This window comes from Micromonospora sp. NPDC048986 (genome assembly GCF_040649335.1).
In the GTDB taxonomy this organism is placed as follows: Bacteria; Actinomycetota; Actinomycetes; order Mycobacteriales; family Micromonosporaceae; genus Micromonospora; species Micromonospora alfalfae.
This window is the reverse complement of sequence record NZ_JBEZFJ010000022.1, coordinates 52,279-70,529: the sequence shown is the minus strand read 5'-3', so window position 1 is coordinate 70,529 and position 18,251 is coordinate 52,279. Positions and strand designations below refer to the sequence as shown.

Below are 18,251 nucleotides of genomic sequence, written 5' to 3'. Positions count from 1 at the left end.
GGAGATGCCCGGCGTCCGGGCCGACCTGGAGCGCCTCGTCCGCATCCCCGGCATCGCCTTCGAGGGCTTCGACCACTCGCACGTGGAACGCTCGGGCGCGGGGCACCGGGACACCGGGACACCGGGACACCGGGACACCGGGACACCGGGACACCGGGGCACCGGGACGCGAGCGGGGCGGAGGTGGTTGGGAGGTCGCCAGGCCGGAGATGGGTTTGGCGGCGGGCTTGTCGATCCGGTTGACTGTTCGGGTGCTGAGGGTGGGGTTGACCGGCGGGATCGGGTCGGGAAAGAGCGCGGTGGCCGCGCGACTCGTCGAGCGGGGCGCGGTGCTGATCGACGCCGACCGGGTGGCCCGGGAGGTGGTGGCACCGGGGACGGACGGGCTGGCCGAGATCGTCGCCGCCTTCTCCGACGCGGTGGTGGACGCCGACGGCGCACTGGACCGTGCCGCACTGGGCGCTGTGGTGTTCGCCGACGAGACCGCCCGCCGTCGACTGGAGGCGATCACCCACCCCCGGGTCCGGGCCCGCACAGCGGAGCTGACCGCAGCGGCGGCACCCGGAGCGATAGTCGTCAACGACGTACCGCTGCTGGTCGAGGTGGGTCTCGCGCCGACGTACCACCTGGTGGTCGTGGTGCAGACGGCCGTGTCGACCCGACTGGAGCGGCTGGCGCGCGACCGGGGGATGGGCCGCGCGGAGGCCGAGCGGAGGATCGCCGCCCAAGCCGACGACGCCCGCCGCCGGGCTGCGGCGGACGTGGTGCTGACCAACGACGGGAGCCTGACGGCGCTGCACGACGCCGTCGACAGACTCTGGAAGCAGCGGCTGGTGCCCTACGAGGACAACCTGCGCCAGCGGCGGGTGGTCCCGCCGGACGCGGCCGAGCGGGCCGGGGCCGACGCGAGCTGGCCGCAGCAGTACGCGCGGCTGGCCGCCCGGATCCAGCACGCCCTCGGCTCGGACGCCCTCCGCATCGATCACATTGGTTCGACGGCGGTGCCCGGCCTGGCCACCCAGAACGTCATCGACGTGCAGGTGGCGGTCGCCAGCCTCACCGACGCCGACGGGCCGTTGGCCGATCGGCTGGCGAGCGCCGGGTTTCCGCGGGTGCCGGGGCACTGGTGGGACGACCCGCGCCCGGCCGGCCGGGGCCGGTGGGAGAAGCGGCTGCACGGCAGTGCGGATCCGGCCCGCCCGGTTCGGGTGCACGTGCGGGTGGCCGATTCACCGGGTTGGCGGTACGCGTTGCTGATGCGTGATCACCTGCGTGCCGATCCGGATCAGCGGGCCACGTACCTGCTGCTCAAGCGGGATCTGGTCGACGCGGCACCGGAGGCCGGCGATTCCGGCACGGCCCGCAACCCGTGGTTCGACGAGGAGTACCTGCGGGCCGAGCAGTGGGCCGCGCAGACCGGCTGGCACCCCTGAGGCATCAGCGGGCACCAGGCCGAGGGGTCGGAGACCGAGGGGAGGGCGGCCGAGGGTTGGCAGCCAGTCGGGGCACGACGGCGGGCCAGAGATCCAAATGTGCCCATGCGCCGCCGTCGGTCTGCAACTCGAGCCGGCGCAGCGACCCGTCCCGGTCGAGCCAGTAACGCAGCCGCGCGTCGGCCGGACCCGACTCGATGACGTCCACGGCCCGTCCGGCGGCAACGTCCTCGCGTACCCGCACGGCCGCGCCGCGCTGCCCGACCGACCCGGCGGCGATTGCGGCGTCGAGCAGCACACTCAGGTCGTCTCGGGCGGACCGGGAGACCCGCCAACCCCCGACCGGGGGCGGCAGCGGCGGCCGGGCCGGCGCCTCCGCGGTGCCGCCACCGGCATCGGCCGCCGGAAGGTCCGCCCGGGCCAGACCGGCGGCGTCGCGGCGCAGCAGGATCCGGCGATCCGGTACGCCCAGGTCGGCGACCGCGAGGTACACGGTGCCCGCGGTCCAGCTCAACCAGCCGGCGCCGCGCAGGTTCGTGTCCGTGCCGGTCGGCGCGGTCAGCGTCACGGTGGCACCGCCGTGGGCGCGGAGCCGGGCCGGCAGCCGGTCGAGCCGACGTTGCTCGGCGTCGGTCAACGCGCGGGGGAGACCGGGGCGGCCGCCGAGCGCGTCCACCGGTCGTAGTGTCGGCCGGTCCGCGCGGTTGAAGATGATCGTGACCGGACCCGCGCCGGGCAGCCTGGTCACCAGCTTGTGCAGCCGGGCGTCCTGATCGAGCCAGTACCGGGTCTGCCCGTCCGGGGCGGGCGTCGCGGCGCTGGGCGTGCCGATGGCCGTGCTGGCGGCGGGCGCGCCGGTGGGCAGTGGCGCCTGTATGACGTCCAGTGGGCCGGCCGGCACTGTCTCCCTGGCGATCCAACGCGCCCCGTCGGACGGTGCCGTCCGGGTCGTGGTGTCCGGCCGGTCGGCGGCAAGATCGAGGAGCAGGTCGAGCACCGGTGCCAGGTGCGCCCCGGGTGCCAGTCGGTGCAGCCGCCACCGGTCCGCCGGAGGCATCAGTGGTGGGGAGGCAGGAGTCGGCACCGCCGCCGGATCGGGCCGGATCACCAGCACCGGACCGCTCTTCTGCAACAGCCCGCGCTCGGCGCCCGCTCCCGGCCCGCCCACGTCGAGGTAGAGCAGTGACCGGGACCAGTCCACCCAGCCCACCAGTTCGATTCGGGCGGCGTCGGTGCCGGCCGTGACCCGGACGCCGGCGCGCAGGTCCCGCAGGTTGGTGACCCGCACGGCGGCCAGCCGCTCGCCCTCCGTCAGTGTCAGCGGCCGGGCCGGCTCGGGCGGGTCGGGTGCCCAGCTCAACAGCCCGAGCACCAGCGCCGTCGCGGACGTCACCGCCGTCAGACCGAGCAACAGCAGCACCGTACGTCGACGACGGCCGGCCCTGGGCGGCCCGGCGGTGTCGCTGGTGTCGACGGTGTCCGGGGTGTCGTCGCGGCCTGTGGTGTCGCGGTTCTCCGCGAGGCTTCGCTCGGCGGCGGCCCGCCGCGTTTCGGCGGTCTTGCGGCCGGCGGTGGCTCGCCGCGCGCCGCCGGCGGACCGGCCGGTCGTGGACCTGTTCCCGGTGTCGTTGGTTCGGCCGGCCTTGGACGTGTTCTTGATGTCGTTGGTTCGGCCGGACGCCGAGGCGCCAACGGCCGAGCCGGTGCGGTGCCGCCCGCTGGCCGGGCCGCTGCCGGGGCTGCCGGCCTCCGGTCGGGGCGTCGCGGTGCGGGCGGCGTCGGGTGCCGGGGTCGGAGAGGTGTCCACGGAGATGAAACGGGCGGGGAGGCACCGGGGTGACGAGCAGGGGCGCTCGCGGCGGCCGGTCTGCGCCTCGAGCGCGACCACACGGGTGCGCACGCCGGACGAGCCGGGTGCTGCGACCCGCAGTGCCGGGGGCGACCGGCCGTGATGTTGGCCTGGCCACCGGCCCGGTCGGCCGCCGCGAGCGGCCTACATGAAGAGGGTAGTCCCGGTGACATGGGCCACACAATGGGAATATTGAAGCCGATCACGTACCTGGCGTGACGGCCGTTCCTGTCGGACCTCCGGCGTACCGTTGACGGCATGGCGCTCGACATTCCCCGGCTGGACAGCCGCTTCCAGGTCGTCAGTGACTTTCAGCCGGCCGGCGACCAACCGGCGGCCATCGATGAGCTTGAGCGTCGGGTGCGACGCGGCGACCGCAACACGGTGCTGCTCGGCGCGACCGGCACCGGCAAGAGCGCCACCACGGCGTGGCTGATCGAGCGGCTGCAACGCCCCACCCTCGTGCTCGCCCCGAACAAGACGCTCTGCGCGCAGTTGGCCAAGGAGTTCAGCGAGCTGCTGCCGCACAACGCCGTCGAATACTTCGTCTCGTACTACGACTACTACCAGCCCGAGGCGTACATCCCGCAGACCGACACCTACATCGAGAAGGACTCCTCGATCAACGAGGAGGTGGAGCGGCTGCGGCACTCGGCGACGATGTCGCTGCTCACCCGCCGCGACGTGATCGTGGTGGCCACCGTCTCGGCGATCTACGGCCTGGGCACCCCGGAGGAGTACCTCAACCGGGCGGTGAAGATGCAGGTCGGGCAGGAGCTCGACCGCGACCAGTTGCTGCGCCGGCTGGTCGACATCCAGTACACCCGCAACGACATGGCCTTCCAGCGGGGCACCTTCCGGGTCCGCGGCGACACGCTGGAGATCATCCCGGCGTACGAGGAGCTGGCGATCCGGATCGAGCTGTTCGGTGACGAGGTGGAGAAGCTCTACTACCTCAACCCGTTGACCGGTGACGTGGTCCGCGAGGTCGACCAGCTGGTGATCTTCCCGGCCACCCACTACGCGGCCGGTCCCGAGCGGATGGAACGGGCGATCCGTGACATCGAGGTGGAGCTGGCCGAGCGTCTCGCCGAGCTGGAGCGGCAGGGCAAGCTGCTGGAGGCGCAGCGGCTGCGGATGCGCACCACCTACGACATCGAGATGATGCGGCAGGTGGGCTTCTGCTCCGGCATCGAGAACTACTCGATGCACATGGACGGGCGGCTGCCCGGCAGCCCGCCGCACGCCCTGCTCGACTACTTCCCCGACGACTTCCTCACAGTGGTCGACGAGTCGCACGTGACCATCCCGCAGATCGGCGGCATGTACGAGGGTGACGCGTCCCGCAAGCGGATGCTCATCGACCACGGCTTCCGGCTGCCCAGCGCCGCCGACAACCGGCCGCTGCGCTTCGACGAGTTCCTGGAGCGGGTCGGCCAGCTGGTCTACCTCTCCGCGACCCCCGGCACCTGGGAGATGGAGCAGGCCCAGGGTGAGTTCGTCGAGCAGGTGATCCGCCCCACCGGGCTGGTCGACCCGGAGGTCGTGATCAAGCCGACCAAGGGTCAGATCGACGACCTGATGCACGAGATCAAGCTGCGCACCGACCGGGACGAGCGGGTGCTGGTCACCACACTGACCAAGAAGATGGCCGAGGACCTGTCCGACTACCTCCTGGAGAACGGCATCCGGGTGCGTTACCTGCACTCGGAGGTCGACACGTTGCGCCGGGTGGAGCTGCTGCGTGAGCTGCGCAAGGGCGACTACGACGTGCTCGTCGGCATCAACCTGCTCCGGGAAGGTCTGGACCTGCCCGAGGTGTCGCTGGTGGCGATTCTCGACGCCGACAAGGAGGGCTTCCTGCGCAGCGGCCGGTCGCTGATCCAGACCATCGGGCGGGCCGCCCGTAACGTCTCCGGTCAGGTGCACATGTACGCCGACAAGATCACCCCGTCGATGGCGGCGGCGATCGACGAGACCGATCGGCGTCGGGCCAAGCAGATCGCGCACAACGAGGCGAACGGCATCAGCCCGGAGCCGCTGCGTAAGAAGATCCACGACATCCTCGACGACATCTACCGCGAGGCGGAGGACACCGAGAACTCCCGGGTCGGCGGCGCGGTGCGTCAGCTCTCCCGAGGCAAGGCGCCGGTCAAGGAGACCCGCAGCCGCAGCCGGTCCGCCGCGACCACCACCTCACGGGAGGGGATGGCCCGTGCCGACCTCGCCCAGCTCATCCAGGAGCTCAACGACCAGATGTTGGCCGCCGCCCGCGAGCTCCAGTTCGAGTTGGCGGCCCGGATCCGCGACGAGGTCTCCGACCTGAAGAAGGAGCTGCGCGGCATGGACGCCGCCGGCGTGAAGTGAAGTGACGGCCACCCGGTCGGCCCGCCCGGCGCACCGCGCGGGCCCGGCCGACCGGGGCACGGGAAGGGCGGGCACTGTTGACGGCGGTGGCGCCGATCGGCGAGATGGTCCTCGGGCTGCCCGACGCCAGCCTGCGTCCGTTCGTCGACAGGTACGTGGGCTATCGGGAACGGGCGGACGTGCCACTGGTCCGCCGGGAGTCGGCGGGCGTCTTCGTGGTGCTGATCCTGGGCTGGGGCGCTCCGCTGGACGTGACCGACCCGCGCAGCGCGCAGCGCGGCGTCACCGCTGTCGACTCGTTCGTGGCGGGCACCTTCGACAGTTGGTGCACCACGCGCACCGTGGGTGTGGGGGAGGGCGTCGAGTTGGTGCTCGCCCCGCTGACCGCCCGCCGGCTCCTCGGTCTGCCGCTGAGTGAGCTGACCAATCGGGCCGTCGGCGTCGGGCAGCTCCCGGGCCGTTGGCTGGATCGGCTGCGCGGCCGGCTCGCGGAGGCCCCCGGCTGGCCGGAACGGTTCGAATTGCTCGACCGGGTGCTCGCGGCCCGGCTGGCGGCGTCCCCGCCGGTGGACCCGCGGCTCGACCGGGCGTGGCGGTGGCTGACCGCCAGCGGTGGGCGGGGGAGCGTCGGTGTGCTCGCCGACGAGTTGGGCTGGAGCCGCCGGCACCTCGCGTCCCGGTTCCGGCGGGAGGTCGGGCTGCCGCCCAAGATGGCGGCCCGGCTGCTGCGTTTTCAGCAGGCTCACGCCGTGTCGAGCCAGCCCGGCGGGGCCGGGCGGGGAGTCGACTGGGCCGCCGTGGCTGCGGGCTGCGGCTACTACGACCAGTCCCACCTGATCCGGGACTTCCACGAGTTCGCGGGGGCCACACCGGCCGCGCTGCTCGCCGGCCGCTGACGACGGCAGACCGACCGGCGACCCGCCGAGGTCACATTCGTCCAATCCGGATCCGCGCCGCCGCGCACAGAATGGGTCATGCGAACCATCTATCCGATCTTCCGCTATCCCGATCCGCGCGCCGCGATCGACTGGCTCGGTGCCGCCTTCGGTTTCCGGGTGCACGCCGTGCACGAGGCGCCGGACGGTACTGTCGCGCACGCCGAGCTGGTCCTCGACACCGGCATGATCATGCTTGGTGGTCGGGCCGACGCCCGGCCCCGGCCGGCCGACGACGACTGGTCTGTCTACGTGGCGGTGCCGGACGTCGACGCCCACTGCGCCCGGGCCCGCGCCGCCGGCGCCGAGATCATCCGCGAGCCGTTCGACACCGACTACGGCTCCCGGGACTACGCGGCCCGCGATCTGGCCGGCAACGTCTGGTCCTTCGGCACCTACCGACCCTGAGCCCGGCCACGCCAATCGGGGACGGGCGGCCCGCCGAGGCCGGCCTCGCCGGCTGAAATCGACCTGACCTGCGGGAACGGTGTGTTCGGGCTGGCCCGGCCGGCCAACGGCGTCGAATGCCCTGATTGCGGTGCGCGAGCGAGCTATTGCACTGGGTGATCGTCCTGCGTAGTCTCCCTCGGTGGGGAGGCCGGGATGCCGCTGCCAACAAGTCCTGTCATTCGACGTGCACGTCTCGGCGCAGAGCTGCGCCAACTCCGTCGGCGCGAGTCGCTGACCCTGGAGCAGGTCTGCGACCGGCTGGGCTGGGCCTCGACGTCGAAGCTGTCCCGCATCGAGCTGGGTCAGAGTCGCCCGGACCTCGCCGACGTGCTCGATCTGCTGGATGTCTACAAGGTGCCCACGCCCGCCCGGGAGGCGCTGATCGTCATCGCCCGGGACGCGGCGACCAGCCGAGGCTGGTGGAAGACGCTGGGCGAGATGAGCGAACGGCAGCGCACCTACGCCGAGTTGGAGGCGGGCGCCGCCGACATCGTCGAGTACCAGCCGTCGGTGGTGCCGGGGCTGCTCCAGACGCCCGCGTACGCCCGGGTGTTGGTCGCGGCCGGCGCCCAGCTCACGCCGGAGGTCGATGTGGAGGCCGAGGTGCGCGCACGGGCACTGCGGCAGGAGGTGCTTCGGCGGGCCTACCCGCCGCGCTACACGGCAGTGCTCGCCGAGGCCGTCTGCGACCCGGGTGACCTGCCGGTGGCGGTCTGGCGGGAACAGCTGCGTCATCTGGTCGCGGTGACCGGCCTGTCCCACGTCACGGTGCGGCTGTTGCCGCGGGGGGCGGCCGGTGGCGGGCTGCATCCGCTCACGCCGTATTCCTGCTACGCCTTTCCCGACCCGGCGGACCCGCGCACCGTCATGCTCGAGGCGCTGACCACCGACGTCCGGTTGGCCACCGTGCTCGACGTGGACCGCTACGAGCGGATGACGGCGGCGCTGCTGGCCGCGGCGCTGTCACCGGAGGAGACGGTCACCGTGCTGGCCCGCCGCGTCGGCGAGTAACGGTTGAGGGGCGCCGACGGTGACGCGCCGCGCGGCCACCGGGCCCGGCGCCCCCGAGCCCGTCGGGACCGGCGGCCGGCGCGTGCGTCCGGCACGATAACCGTGGGGTACGACAGCTCGGCTCAGGCCGGTACGTCGAGGAAGTGTTCGACAACGGGTGGTCCCGCGAAGTGCGGCCCGATCAGCGCCCGCCACTTGTCGAACCGTTCGGTGGCCCGGAAGTTCCTCTCGTGCGCCTCGACCGAGTCCCATTCCACCAGCAGCACGAAGCGGGTCGGTGACTCGATTCCTCGGGTCATCCGCACCGACCGGCAGCCGGTCGCCCCGGCGAGCACCGGGTGACCCTCGGCGTACGCGGCGGCGAACGCGTCCTCGTGTCCGGGTAGTACGTCGATCAGCGCGACCTCAAGCACCATGTCGGACAGCCTCCCACGGCTGTCGGGGCGGTCGGCGTCGCGGGGTCTGTTCCGATGCCAGCGACACCCCTAGGGTCTGTGTCGTGATCATCGATTGGCTCACCGGCACCGCGTTTCGGGTGGCCGGTACGGGCACCACCTGGGCGGAGCTGCTGGGGTTCGTGACCGGTGTGCTCAACGTGTGGTTGGTGGCCCGGCAGAAGATCGCCAACTGGCCGATCGGCATCGCCAACGTGCTGCTGCTCATGGTGCTGTTCTGGACTGCCGGGCTGTACGCCGACGCGGGGCTCCAGGTCGTCTACGTCGCGCTCGGCTGCTACGGCTGGTGGCACTGGCTGTTCGGGGGCGAGCGGCGTACCCGGCTCACTGTCAGCCGGACGGGGCGGCGGGAGTGGCTGGGGCTGGCCGCCGCCGGGCTGCTGCTCACCGGCGCGCTCTGGGTGCTGCTGGACCGGGCCACCGACTCGACGGTACCGCTGCCGGACGCGGTGACAACGGCGCTGTCCCTGCTGGCCACGTACGGGCAGACCCGCAAGCGGATGGAGAGTTGGTGGCTCTGGATCGCCGCCGACCTGATCTACATCCCGCTGTACGCGTACAAGGGGCTGCACCTGACGGCCGTGCTCTACCTGGTCTTCCTCGCCCTGTGCGTACTCGGGTTGCGGGCGTGGCGCGCCGATCTGCGTCGGGCCGAGCGGCCGAGCGCGGTCCCGCCCGGCCCGGCCCCGGTCACCGTGTGAACGCCGAGGCATCCGGCAGTGCGCCGTTGCCACGCGGGCCGGCGCGTGCGGCCGGCGTGGAGTTCGGGCACGGGATGGTGGTGGGCAAGTTCTATCCGCCGCACGCCGGGCACCACGCGCTGATCCGGGCCGCCGCCGCTCGCTGCGCCGAGGTGACAGTCGTCGTGGCGCCCTCGCGTCGGGAGTCCATTGCGCTCCCGCTGCGCCTGGACTGGCTGCGGGAGGTGCACGCGGACACACCGTGGGTCCGTTTCGTCGGCCGGTACGACGACCACCCGGTGGACTACGCCGATCCGACGGTCTGGGACGCGCACTGCGCCGTGTTCCGTGAGGCGGTCGGGTCCGCGTCGGTGGACGCGGTCTTCTCCTCCGAGGCGTACGGCGCGGAGTTGGCGCGCCGCTTCCACGCCGTACCCGTGTCGGTGGATCCGGACCGGCGGACCGTGCCGGTGTCCGGGACGGCGGTGCGCGCGGACCCGGCGGGTCACTGGCGGTGGCTGAGCCCGCCGGTGCGGGCGTGGTTCGTCCGGCGGGTGGTGGTGGTCGGGGCCGAGTCGACAGGGACCACGACGATGGCGGCGGCGCTCGCCGGGCACTACGGCACGTCCTGGGTGCCGGAGTACGGCCGGGAGTTGACGGCTCGCAAGTTGGCCCGGTTGCGGGAACGCACGCCGGAGGCGACAGTCTTCGACGTCGCCTGGGACCGGGACGACTTCCGCGCTGTGGTCCGCGAGCAGCAGGCGGCCGAGGACGCGGCGGCCCGGTCGAGCGGGCCGCTGCTGGTCTGCGACACCGACGCGCGGGCGACTGCGGTGTGGGAGGAGCGCTACCTGGGCAGCGCCTCGGAGGAGGTGCGTGCGGCGGCGCGCCGGCCGGCGCTGTATCTGCTGACGGATCACCGGGGCGTGCCGTTCACCGATGACGGGCTGCGCGACGGTGAGCACCTGCGGGCCTGGATGACCGAGCGCTTCCGGGCCGAGCTGGCCGGCTGCGGGGTGCCGGTGGTGGAGTTGGCCGGGTCGCCCGCCGATCGGTTGGCCCGAGCGGTGCGGGCCTGCGACGACGTGCTCGCCGCCGGCTGGTCGCTCGCCGACCCGATCGCCGCACCGGACGTGCACTAGCCTCCTAGGAAGCCTTAGGCGGTGTGACCACGTCGGGCGGTGTCCGGCGCCACCGGATGCCCGGGGTGTGATCACGGGGCGTGGTGGGCAAGAATGGTCACCGAGGAGGGGAGTATTCCCCCGCAACGGAGTCGTCAGCACGGTCGATCGCCGGAACCACGGTGCCCGACCCGGCCCCGTAGGTCGCCGCCCCTGTCCGGGGCGACGGCGGAAGAGACCTCCGACAGTCACCAGAGTGAGCGACAGCGGCACGCCGGCTCCCGCAGGGGCGTACGGTGTGCCCGACGCCGCGTGTCTGCCGGAGGAATGAACGTTGGACGTGTCCGGATTGGTGTGGGCGGGGACGCTTGTCGCACTGACTGCGGTCCTGCTCGTCGACCTGTTGATCATCGGTCGGCGGCCACACGAGCCGAGTGTGCGGGAGTCGAGCCTCTGGGTCGCCTTCTACGTCGGTCTCGCCCTGCTCTTCGGCGCGGGCGTCTGGTTGGCCTCCGGGGCCAGCGCGGCCGGCCAGTTCTACACCGGCTGGCTCACCGAGTACAGCCTCTCGGTGGACAACCTCTTCGTCTTCGTGATCATCATGGCTCGCTTCGGTGTGCCTCGGCAGTACCAGCAGAAGGTGCTGCTCGTCGGCATAGTGCTGGCGCTGGTGATGCGCGGCGGGTTCATCGCCGCGGGCGCGGCGCTGATCACGCAGTTCTCCTGGGTCTTCTACATCTTCGGCGCGTTCCTGATCTACACCGCGGTGAACCTGGCCCGGCAGGGTGAGCCGGACGAGGACGAGTTCTCCGAGAACGTGCTGATCCGGTGGAGCCGCAAGGCGCTGCCGATCTCGAAGGACTACGACGGCGCGAAGCTCACCACCCACGCGGCCGGCAAGCGGCTGTTCACCCCGATGCTGATCGTGATGATCGCGATCGGCACCACCGACCTGATCTTCGCGCTGGACTCGATCCCGGCGATCTTCGGCATCACCCAGGAGCCCTACCTGGTCTTCACCGCCAACGTCTTCGCGCTGATGGGCCTCCGGCAGCTCTACTTCCTGCTCGGCGGCCTGCTGGACCGGCTGATCTACCTGAGCTACGGCCTGGCCGTCGTGCTCGGGTTCATCGGGGTCAAGCTGGTGCTGGAGGCGCTGGCCGACAACAACCTGCCGTTCATCAACGGTGGCGAGCATGTCGGCTGGGCACCACACATCCCGATCTGGTTGTCACTGCTGGTCATCATCGGCACCCTGGGCATCGCCACCGCCGCCAGCCTGATCAAGTCCTCCCGGGACCGGCGTCGCGAGTTGACCGACGCCCGACGCTGACCGGTCACCGGCCGGGTGCGGACACGCGCCCGGCCGGCGAGGGGGTGCGCTCCGGAACTGCTGCCGGCTCGACAGACACCTGCGATACGCCCTAGACCCGGTGCGCGCCCACCAGCGTGGCGGTCCGGTCGGCCGGCAGTTCCTCTTCGATGACCCGCCGCCGCCGGTAGCAGGCGTGCAGCATCCGGCGATGGCCGCCCTCGCCCGGGGCGGCGGTGACGATGCCGATGTGGTGGATCTTGCGGCCGGGTCGGGCGAAGAAGTAGAGATCGCCGGGGCGTTCCGCGCCCAACGCCAGCGGGGTGGTGGCCACGGCCTGATCGTCGGCGTCGCGCGGCAGCAGCACCCCGAACCGCCGCCAGGCCAGATGCACCAGGCCCGAGCAGTCGATGCCGTGCGCGGAGAGACCGCCCCAGATGTAGACCACGTCCAGCAGGCGCTGTGCCACCGCGAGCGCCTGCGCGGCGGCCGGCGACGCCGCCGTCGACGGCACCAGGTGGCGGTCGGGCAGCCAGAGCGGGGTGACCCGACCGGGGACGTGCACAGGCCGCCAGTCGTCCAGCGCGGGGCCGGCCGGGACGAGCCGGGTGCCGACGACGACGCCGGGCAGCGCCACCGGCCCGTTCGGGGTGGCGTGCAGCCCGGTGACAGTGGCGTCCACCACCAGCGGGTGGTCGGTGCTGGTCTGGGTCGGGTCGAGAACGGCCAACTGCTCGGCCGGGAGCCAGCCCGGATAGCCGCGGGGGTCGAGCTTGGCGGCTGGTTGTTCGACGGCGACGACCCGGGCCCAGCCGTCCGGGCGCAGCTCGCTGACGAGGACCCGCTCGCCGAGCAGGAGCTGGCTCAGCACACAGTCGCCGACCTGCTGGTCGGTGTCCAGGCCCGAGACCCAGGTCGGAATGTCGACGCCGGCGGTCAGCGCCGGACCGTCGACCGGGCGGACTGCCTCGGGGGAGGTCCACAGCGTCGCCACGGCGACCCGGACGACGGCCTCGCGGCCCGGTCGCAGCTCCACGTCAACCCCCCAGATGGTGTCGGCTGTCCTGGGGAACCCTATGAAAGAAACCGACGGCCATCAACCACGAGCCTGCACTTTTGCTTCAGCGATGCCGGAGATGCCCAGGCCAGGGGAGTCCGGCAGCACCACCGTCGCCCCGTCGTAGCGGATGCCACCCTGCACCGGTGACCAGGCCAGCCACCAGGCCGCGTCCAGGTCGGGGACCGCTGTGGTGCCGTACGCGGCGACCAGGCTCGCGGCCGCCCCGATGCCTACCTGACTCTCCATCATCGAGCCGACCACAGTGCCGAGCCCGTGCGCGGTGGCCAGGTCGAGGAGGGTACGGGCCGGGTGCAGTCCACCGCACTTGGCCAGTTTGACGTTGACCAGGTCGGCGGCTCGGCGGCGGATCACCTCCACCAGGTCCCGGACCCCGAAGACCGCCTCGTCGGCCAGGATCGGCACTGACACCCGGTCGCTGACCCAGGCCAGCCCGTCCAGGTCCCAGCGGGCCACCGGCTGCTCGACCAGCTCCACGTCGAGCCCGGCGTCCTCGATGCCGCGGATCACCCGGACCGCCTCCCGGGGCGTCCAGCCCTGGTTGGCGTCCAGCCGGATCCGGGTGCCGGGGCCGACGGCCGCCCGTACCGCGCGCACCCGGTCCAGGTCACCGGCCGCGTCGGTGCCGACCTTCAGCTTGAGCACGCCGAAGCCGTCGGCCTGCCGCTGTCGTGCCGCTGTCGCCAGGTCCACCGCATCGCCTGCCGCCAGCGTGACGTCCGTCGGGACCCGCAGCGTGGTGCCCCCGAGCAACCGCACCAGGGGTACGCCCAGTCGCCGCGCGGCGAGGTCGTGCAGGGCGACGTCCACCGCCGCCTTCGCCGCCTCGTTGCCGACCACGGCGCGCTGCACCTCGGCGCAACGGGTCACCAGGTCGTCCGGGTCACGGCCGACCAGCTGTGGGCCGAGCAACTCGCGGACGCACGCCTGCGCGCCGCCGACCGACGCGCCGGTGACCTGCCAGACCTGCGGCGCCTCACCGAAGCCGGACCGGCCGTCGCTGTCGACGAGCTCGACGACCAGCGTGTCCACTGTGGTGGTACGACGCAGCGCGGTGACGAACGGGGTGTGTAAGGGGGCGGAAACCCGGTGGGTGCGTACCGCCGAGATCGTCATGTGAGGCACCCTATACGGAGGTTCACGGTGGGAGGGGAGACCGGATGACCGGGCAGGGCTGGGAGCTGGTGGGTGCACCGAACGCGCGTGACCTGGGCGGGCTCGTCGGCGCGGACGGGCGGCGGGTCCGGGTCGGCCAGTTGATCCGCACCCCGGCGCTGGGACGGCTGACCGACGAGGACCTACCGGTGCTGGCGAAGCTGGGGCCGGCGTGCGTGGTGGATCTGCGCGACGCCTCGGAGATCGCGGTCGCGCCGGAGGACAGATTCGGCGGTGAGCCACGGGTGGTGCGCCTGCCGGTGCACGACGCGGAGCACCCGGTCTTCACGTACGTCTCGGCGGTGCTGCTCGGTCACGACCTGAACGCGTACGCGGAGCTGGCCCGGCAGGGCACGGCGGGGGCGATGGCGGCGATCTACCGCTGGTTCGTCACCGGTGAGTCGGCGCGGGTCGGCTTCGCCGAGGCGGTGCGGCTGGCGTCCCGGCCGGAAAATCTGCCGCTGCTCTACCACTGCTCCGCCGGCAAGGACCGCACCGGGTGGCTGACCGTCATCCTGCTGACGGCGCTCGGGGTCGACGAGGCGGCCATTCGCGCCGACTACCTGCGCAACAACGAGCTGACCGACAGCCTGCGGGCGGTGATCGTCGAGGCGATGCGCCGACGGAACCCCGAGCTGGACGTCGACGCGGTGTTGCCGGTGCTGGAGGTTCGTGCCGAGTACCTCGACGCCGGTTACGCCGAGGTGCGTCGGGTGCACGGCTCGTTCGACGCGTACCTGCGCGACGGGTTGGGGCTCACCGACGCCGACCTCAGGGCGTTGCGGGCGCAGTTGCTGGAGTGACAGGTGCCTCGGTGGGTGTGCTGGTGCGGGCGGCCCGGCCGGTGACGATCAGCGCCTGGCCGGCGGCGTAGGTCGCCATCACCAGCACCGGCGCGCCGGGTGGCTGGGCCACCTCTGCCACCCCGGCGGCGATCAGCAGGTCGGAGCCGAGGAAGAGCGCGGCGCCGAGACCGACCCGCCAGCCCTGGGTGGTGGCGGTGCTGGCCATGGCGGCCAGCGCGATCGCGTAGCCGGCCACCGGTACGGCCAGCCCGGCGTCGGTGAGCCCGCCCCACATCCAGCTGAGGGCGATGACGGTCAGCACCGCGTACCCCAGGGGGACGGCGACCAGCGGCGTGCGGCGCAGCGCGGTAGCCGCGCCGTGTCGGGTGAAGGCCGCGAGGTAGCAGAGGTGCGTGCCGAGGAAGCAGCCCATGCCGGCGAGGAACCAGTAGGTGCCGTCGATCATCAGGGCGACGTCGCCGCCGGTGGCGAATGCCAGCGCGGCGAGCAGCAGCCGGTCCGGCCGGGCCGCGCGTTCGGCGCTGACCCGCCAGAGATACGCGGCCAGCAGCGGCATCAGCAGCGGCTTGGTGAGCAGGAAGGCCAGGCCGCCGCCGGTGGCGTTGGCCAGCAGGTTCGCCGCCGTCACGACGAGGAAGGCGATCAGCACTGTGCGACTGCGGGGCATCGGCGGCTCCGGGGTGGGGGTGCGAGCAGCGTAGCCGCAGTCTGCGGCGCTGTCCTGGCCGCCGAGACTGTCGGGTCAGAGCTGGTGGCGGGTGGCCCAGACCTGCGCCGAGATGTGCGCGAGCAGCAGGCAGGCGTCGTCCTCGACCTGGTCGTCGCCCCCGGCCAGGTCGGTGGTGGTGCAGACGGCGATCAGGTACGGCGGGGCGTCGTCGGGCAGCACCAGGCCGGCGCCGTGGCGGACGCCGCGTACCCAACCGTTCTTGTGCGCGATGCGGGTGCCCGCAGGCAGTCCGGCGGCGAGGTCCTCGCGGTGTTCCTGAGCGAGCAGGACGTCCAGCATGGTGGCGCAGGCGGCCGGTGAGGCGAGTGGGCCGGGGTTGTCGGCCCCGGTGGCCAGGGCACCGAGCAGGGCGGCCAGGTCGGCGGCGGTGACCGTGTTGGTGATGCCGGCCTCGCGGGCGGCGAAGTCCTCGATGCCGCGGCCGGTGACGCTGTTGCGGGCGCCGGCGAGCGCCCAGATTTCGGCTACCGCGGGCAGCCCGACGTGGCCGAGGACGAGGTTGGTGGCGAGGTTGCTGGAGCGCACGATCATCCGGTCGGCCAGCCAGCGCAGCGACGCGGTGCCGCCGATGCGGTCCCAGACCGCGTCGTCGTTGTCGTAGGGCTTCGCGTTGGCGAAGCGGGGTGCGCCGGGCTGGGCGGAGTCGAAGTCGTTGACGACCGGGACCGGGGTGTCCAGGTCCAGGGTGCCTGCCTCGGCGGCGCGGTGCAGCGCGGCGAGCACCGCCACCTTCATGGTGCTCGCGGCGTAGTGGCCGGCGTCCGCGTGGCGGGTCCAGGTCGGCGGCGCGTCGAGCCGCCCCACGTACGCGGAGACGGTGCCAGGCACCCGGTCCAGGTGGGCGTCGAGATCATCCCAGGTCATGCCGGTGACCGTAGCGGATCAACCGGGGGTGGGCTCGCGTACCCGTGCGGGGAAAAACGACGGGCGCGCCGCCCGCAAGTGGGCGGCGCGCCCGTCGTCGGGTGCTGGTGGGTCAGCCGGCGTGCTTGCGGCGGGCGGCGGCGCGACCCCGCAGCTGCTGGTCGAGCACCACCTTGCGGATGCGCACAGCGGTCGGGGTGACCTCGACGCACTCGTCCTCGCGGCAGAACTCCAGGGCCTGCTCCAGCGAGAGCTTGCGCGGCGGGATCAGCTTCTCCGTCTCGTCGGAGGTCGACGCCCGCATGTTGGTGAGCTTCTTCTCCTTGGTGATGTTGACGTCCATGTCGTCGGAGCGGGAGTTCTCCCCGACGATCATGCCCTCGTACACCTCGGTGGTGGGGTCGACGAAGAGCTGGCCGCGCTCCTGAAGGTTGATCATCGCGAAGGCGGTGACCGCGCCGGCCCGGTCGGCGACCAGCGAACCGTTGTTGCGGGTGCGCAGCTCGCCGAACCACGGCTCGTACGACTCGAAGACGTGGTGCAGGATGCCGGTGCCCCGGGTGTCGGTGAGGAACTCGGTGCGGAAGCCGATCAGGCCGCGCGCCGGCACCAGCCACTCCATCCGGATCCAGCCGGTGCCGTGGTTGACCAGCTGCTCCATCCGGCCCTTGCGGGTGGCGAGGAGCTGGGTGATGGCGCCCAGGTACTCCTCCGGAGCGTCGATGGTCAGCCGCTCGACCGGCTCGCAGGTCTTGCCGTCGATCTCCCGGGTGACCACCTGCGGCTTGCCGACGGTCAGCTCGTAGCTCTCCCGGCGCATCTGCTCGACCAGGATGGCCAGTGCCAACTCGCCGCGGCCCTGCACCTCCCAGGCGTCCGGCCGCTCGGTGGGCAGGACCCGCAGGGACACGTTGCCGATCAGCTCCTTGTCGAGCCGGTCCTTGACCATCCGCGCGGTGACCTTGGAGCCCTTGACCCGGCCGACCAGCGGCGAGGTGTTGGTGCCGATGGTCATCGAGATGGCCGGCTCGTCGACAGTGATCAGCGGCAGCGCGACAGGGTTCTCGACGTCCGCGAGGGTCTCACCGATCATGATCTCCGGGATGCCGGCGACGGCGATGATGTCGCCAGGGCCGGCGGTCTCGGCCGGCTTACGCTCCAGGCCCTCGGTCATCAGCATCTCGGAGATGCGGACCCGCTGGGTGCTGCCGTCGGTGCGGCACCAGGCCACCGTCTGACCCTTGCTGATGGTGCCCTGACGGACCCGGCACAGCGCCAGCCGGCCGAGGAACGGCGAGGCGTCCAGGTTGGTGACGTGCGCCTGCAACGGCGCGCCGTCCTCGAAGGCGGGTGCCGGGATGGTGTCCAGCAGGGTGCGGAACAGCGGCTCCAGTGAGGTGCTGTCGTCGGGCACCGAGCCGTCGGCGGGCTGGGTCAGCGAGGCGATGCCGTCGCGGGCGCAGGCGTAGACGATCGGGAAGTCGATCTGCTCCTCGTCGGCGTCCAGGTCGAGGAAGAGCTCGTAGGTGTCGTCCACGACCTCCTTGATCCGGGCGTCCGGACGGTCCACCTTGTTGATCACCAGGATGATCGGCATCCGGGCCCGCAGCGCCTTGCGCAGCACGAAGCGGGTCTGCGGCAGCGGGCCCTCGCTGGCGTCGACGAGCAGCACCACACCGTCGACCATGGTCAGGCCGCGCTCCACCTCGCCACCGAAGTCGGCGTGGCCGGGGGTGTCGATGATGTTGATGGTGACCGGGTCGGAGCCGTCCGCCGGCAGGTAACGCACACCGGTGTTCTTGGCCAGGATCGTGATGCCCTTTTCCCGCTCCAGGTCACCGGAGTCCATCACCCGCTCGGTGTTCTCGCCGCGTGCGCCGTACGCGCCGGCCTGCCGCAACATGGCGTCGACCAGGGTGGTCTTGCCGTGGTCGACGTGAGCGATGATGGCGACGTTGCGGAGGTCGGTGCGAAGCTGCATACCCTCTATCCTTCCGCCTGCGCT

General features: G+C 72.2%; 16 protein-coding genes. 9 read left to right on the top strand and 7 right to left on the bottom strand.

Features of this window, described 5'->3' with window-relative positions; genetic code table 11:
• Positions 1-251 precede the first annotated feature (251 nt).
• On the top strand, positions 252-1,433 hold the full coding sequence (gene coaE, locus AB0B94_RS32090; RefSeq protein WP_357289369.1) for a dephospho-CoA kinase: 1,182 nt from the start codon (positions 252-254) through the stop codon (positions 1,431-1,433).
• A gap of 4 nt (positions 1,434-1,437) precedes the next feature.
• Here coaE and AB0B94_RS32085 read toward each other — a convergent pair whose 3' ends face one another.
• A complete protein-coding gene (locus AB0B94_RS32085) occupies positions 1,438-3,333 on the bottom strand; it encodes a hypothetical protein (protein ID WP_357289365.1) in 1,896 nt (631 codons plus the stop codon).
• Positions 3,334-3,540: 207 nt separating this feature from the next.
• Here AB0B94_RS32085 and uvrB point away from each other — a divergent pair, with 207 nt between their 5' ends.
• The 4 genes from uvrB (at position 3,541) to AB0B94_RS32065 (ending at position 8,045) form a co-directional block, all read left to right on the top strand.
• Entirely contained in the window at positions 3,541-5,649 is a 2,109-nt protein-coding gene (gene uvrB / locus AB0B94_RS32080; RefSeq protein ID WP_357289361.1) for an excinuclease ABC subunit UvrB, read from the top strand.
• Positions 5,650-5,735: 86 nt separating this feature from the next.
• Positions 5,736-6,545: an AraC family transcriptional regulator gene (locus AB0B94_RS32075; RefSeq protein ID WP_357289376.1), complete on the top strand. Its 810-nt coding sequence runs from the start codon at positions 5,736-5,738 to the stop codon at positions 6,543-6,545.
• A 78-nt stretch (positions 6,546-6,623) separates the two neighbouring features.
• Positions 6,624-6,992, top strand: a complete 369-nt coding sequence (locus AB0B94_RS32070; RefSeq protein ID WP_357289358.1) for a VOC family protein — start codon at positions 6,624-6,626, stop codon at positions 6,990-6,992.
• A 195-nt stretch (positions 6,993-7,187) separates the two neighbouring features.
• Positions 7,188-8,045 (top strand): helix-turn-helix transcriptional regulator, encoded by an 858-nt coding sequence (locus AB0B94_RS32065; RefSeq protein WP_357289355.1) that lies wholly within the window; start codon positions 7,188-7,190, stop codon positions 8,043-8,045.
• Between the two features lie 122 nt (positions 8,046-8,167).
• Here the strand turns inward: AB0B94_RS32065 and AB0B94_RS32060 are convergent, their stop codons facing one another.
• A complete protein-coding gene (locus tag AB0B94_RS32060; RefSeq protein WP_357289352.1) occupies positions 8,168-8,461 on the bottom strand; it encodes an antibiotic biosynthesis monooxygenase family protein in 294 nt (97 codons plus the stop codon).
• Between the two features lie 83 nt (positions 8,462-8,544).
• On the opposite strand from AB0B94_RS32060, the gene pnuC reads away from it, so the two are divergent.
• The 3 genes from pnuC (at position 8,545) to AB0B94_RS32045 (ending at position 11,634) form a co-directional block, all read left to right on the top strand.
• Entirely contained in the window at positions 8,545-9,201 is a 657-nt protein-coding gene (pnuC, locus tag AB0B94_RS32055) for a nicotinamide riboside transporter PnuC (RefSeq protein ID WP_357289350.1), read from the top strand.
• Positions 9,198-10,322, top strand: a complete 1,125-nt coding sequence (locus AB0B94_RS32050; RefSeq protein WP_357289347.1) for an AAA family ATPase — start codon at positions 9,198-9,200, stop codon at positions 10,320-10,322. Before pnuC ends, AB0B94_RS32050 begins: the two co-directional genes overlap by 4 nt.
• Positions 10,323-10,635: 313 nt before the next feature.
• Positions 10,636-11,634: a TerC family protein gene (locus AB0B94_RS32045; protein WP_357289343.1), complete on the top strand. Its 999-nt coding sequence runs from the start codon at positions 10,636-10,638 to the stop codon at positions 11,632-11,634.
• A 91-nt stretch (positions 11,635-11,725) separates the two neighbouring features.
• On the opposite strand, the gene AB0B94_RS32040 is transcribed toward AB0B94_RS32045, so the two are convergent.
• Both AB0B94_RS32040 and AB0B94_RS32035 read right to left on the bottom strand, forming a co-directional pair.
• Entirely contained in the window at positions 11,726-12,649 is a 924-nt protein-coding gene (locus tag AB0B94_RS32040) for an NlpC/P60 family protein (protein ID WP_357289338.1), read from the bottom strand.
• 60 nt (positions 12,650-12,709) lie between these two features.
• Positions 12,710-13,807 (bottom strand): dipeptide epimerase, encoded by a 1,098-nt coding sequence (locus tag AB0B94_RS32035; RefSeq protein WP_357289335.1) that lies wholly within the window; start codon positions 13,805-13,807, stop codon positions 12,710-12,712.
• A gap of 44 nt (positions 13,808-13,851) precedes the next feature.
• On the opposite strand from AB0B94_RS32035, the gene AB0B94_RS32030 reads away from it, so the two are divergent.
• Complete coding sequence (locus tag AB0B94_RS32030; protein ID WP_357289332.1) at positions 13,852-14,649, top strand: tyrosine-protein phosphatase; 798 nt, start codon at positions 13,852-13,854, stop codon at positions 14,647-14,649.
• On the opposite strand, the gene AB0B94_RS32025 is transcribed toward AB0B94_RS32030, so the two are convergent.
• From AB0B94_RS32025 to typA, 3 genes are all read right to left on the bottom strand, one after another.
• Complete coding sequence (locus AB0B94_RS32025; RefSeq protein WP_357289329.1) at positions 14,618-15,319, bottom strand: lysoplasmalogenase; 702 nt, start codon at positions 15,317-15,319, stop codon at positions 14,618-14,620. The two genes, AB0B94_RS32030 and AB0B94_RS32025, sit on opposite strands and share 32 nt — an antisense overlap.
• Positions 15,320-15,394: 75 nt before the next feature.
• Complete coding sequence (locus AB0B94_RS32020) at positions 15,395-16,246, bottom strand: serine hydrolase (protein WP_357289326.1); 852 nt, start codon at positions 16,244-16,246, stop codon at positions 15,395-15,397.
• Positions 16,247-16,358: 112 nt separating this feature from the next.
• Positions 16,359-18,227 carry a translational GTPase TypA gene (typA, locus tag AB0B94_RS32015; RefSeq protein ID WP_357289323.1) on the bottom strand — a complete coding sequence of 623 codons (1,869 nt, stop codon included), beginning with the start codon at positions 18,225-18,227 and terminating at the stop codon, positions 16,359-16,361.
• Positions 18,228-18,251: the final 24 nt, after the last annotated feature.

Bases quoted from the DNA above. Each gene is read 5' to 3' on its own strand.
- AB0B94_RS32030 (WP_357289332.1), top strand. From the start codon at position 13,852: ATGACCGGGCAGGGCTGGGAGCTGGTGGGTGCACCGAACGCGCGTGAC.
- uvrB (WP_357289361.1), top strand. From the start codon at position 3,541: ATGGCGCTCGACATTCCCCGGCTGGACAGCCGCTTCCAGGTCGTCAGT.
- AB0B94_RS32035 (WP_357289335.1), bottom strand. From the start codon at position 13,807: ATGACGATCTCGGCGGTACGCACCCACCGGGTTTCCGCCCCCTTACAC.
- typA (WP_357289323.1), bottom strand. From the start codon at position 18,227: ATGCAGCTTCGCACCGACCTCCGCAACGTCGCCATCATCGCTCACGTC.
- AB0B94_RS32020 (WP_357289326.1), bottom strand. From the start codon at position 16,246: ATGACCTGGGATGATCTCGACGCCCACCTGGACCGGGTGCCTGGCACC.
- AB0B94_RS32065 (WP_357289355.1), top strand. From the start codon at position 7,188: ATGCCGCTGCCAACAAGTCCTGTCATTCGACGTGCACGTCTCGGCGCA.
- AB0B94_RS32060 (WP_357289352.1), bottom strand. From the start codon at position 8,461: ATGGTGCTTGAGGTCGCGCTGATCGACGTACTACCCGGACACGAGGAC.
- AB0B94_RS32070 (WP_357289358.1), top strand. From the start codon at position 6,624: ATGCGAACCATCTATCCGATCTTCCGCTATCCCGATCCGCGCGCCGCG.
- AB0B94_RS32025 (WP_357289329.1), bottom strand. From the start codon at position 15,319: ATGCCCCGCAGTCGCACAGTGCTGATCGCCTTCCTCGTCGTGACGGCG.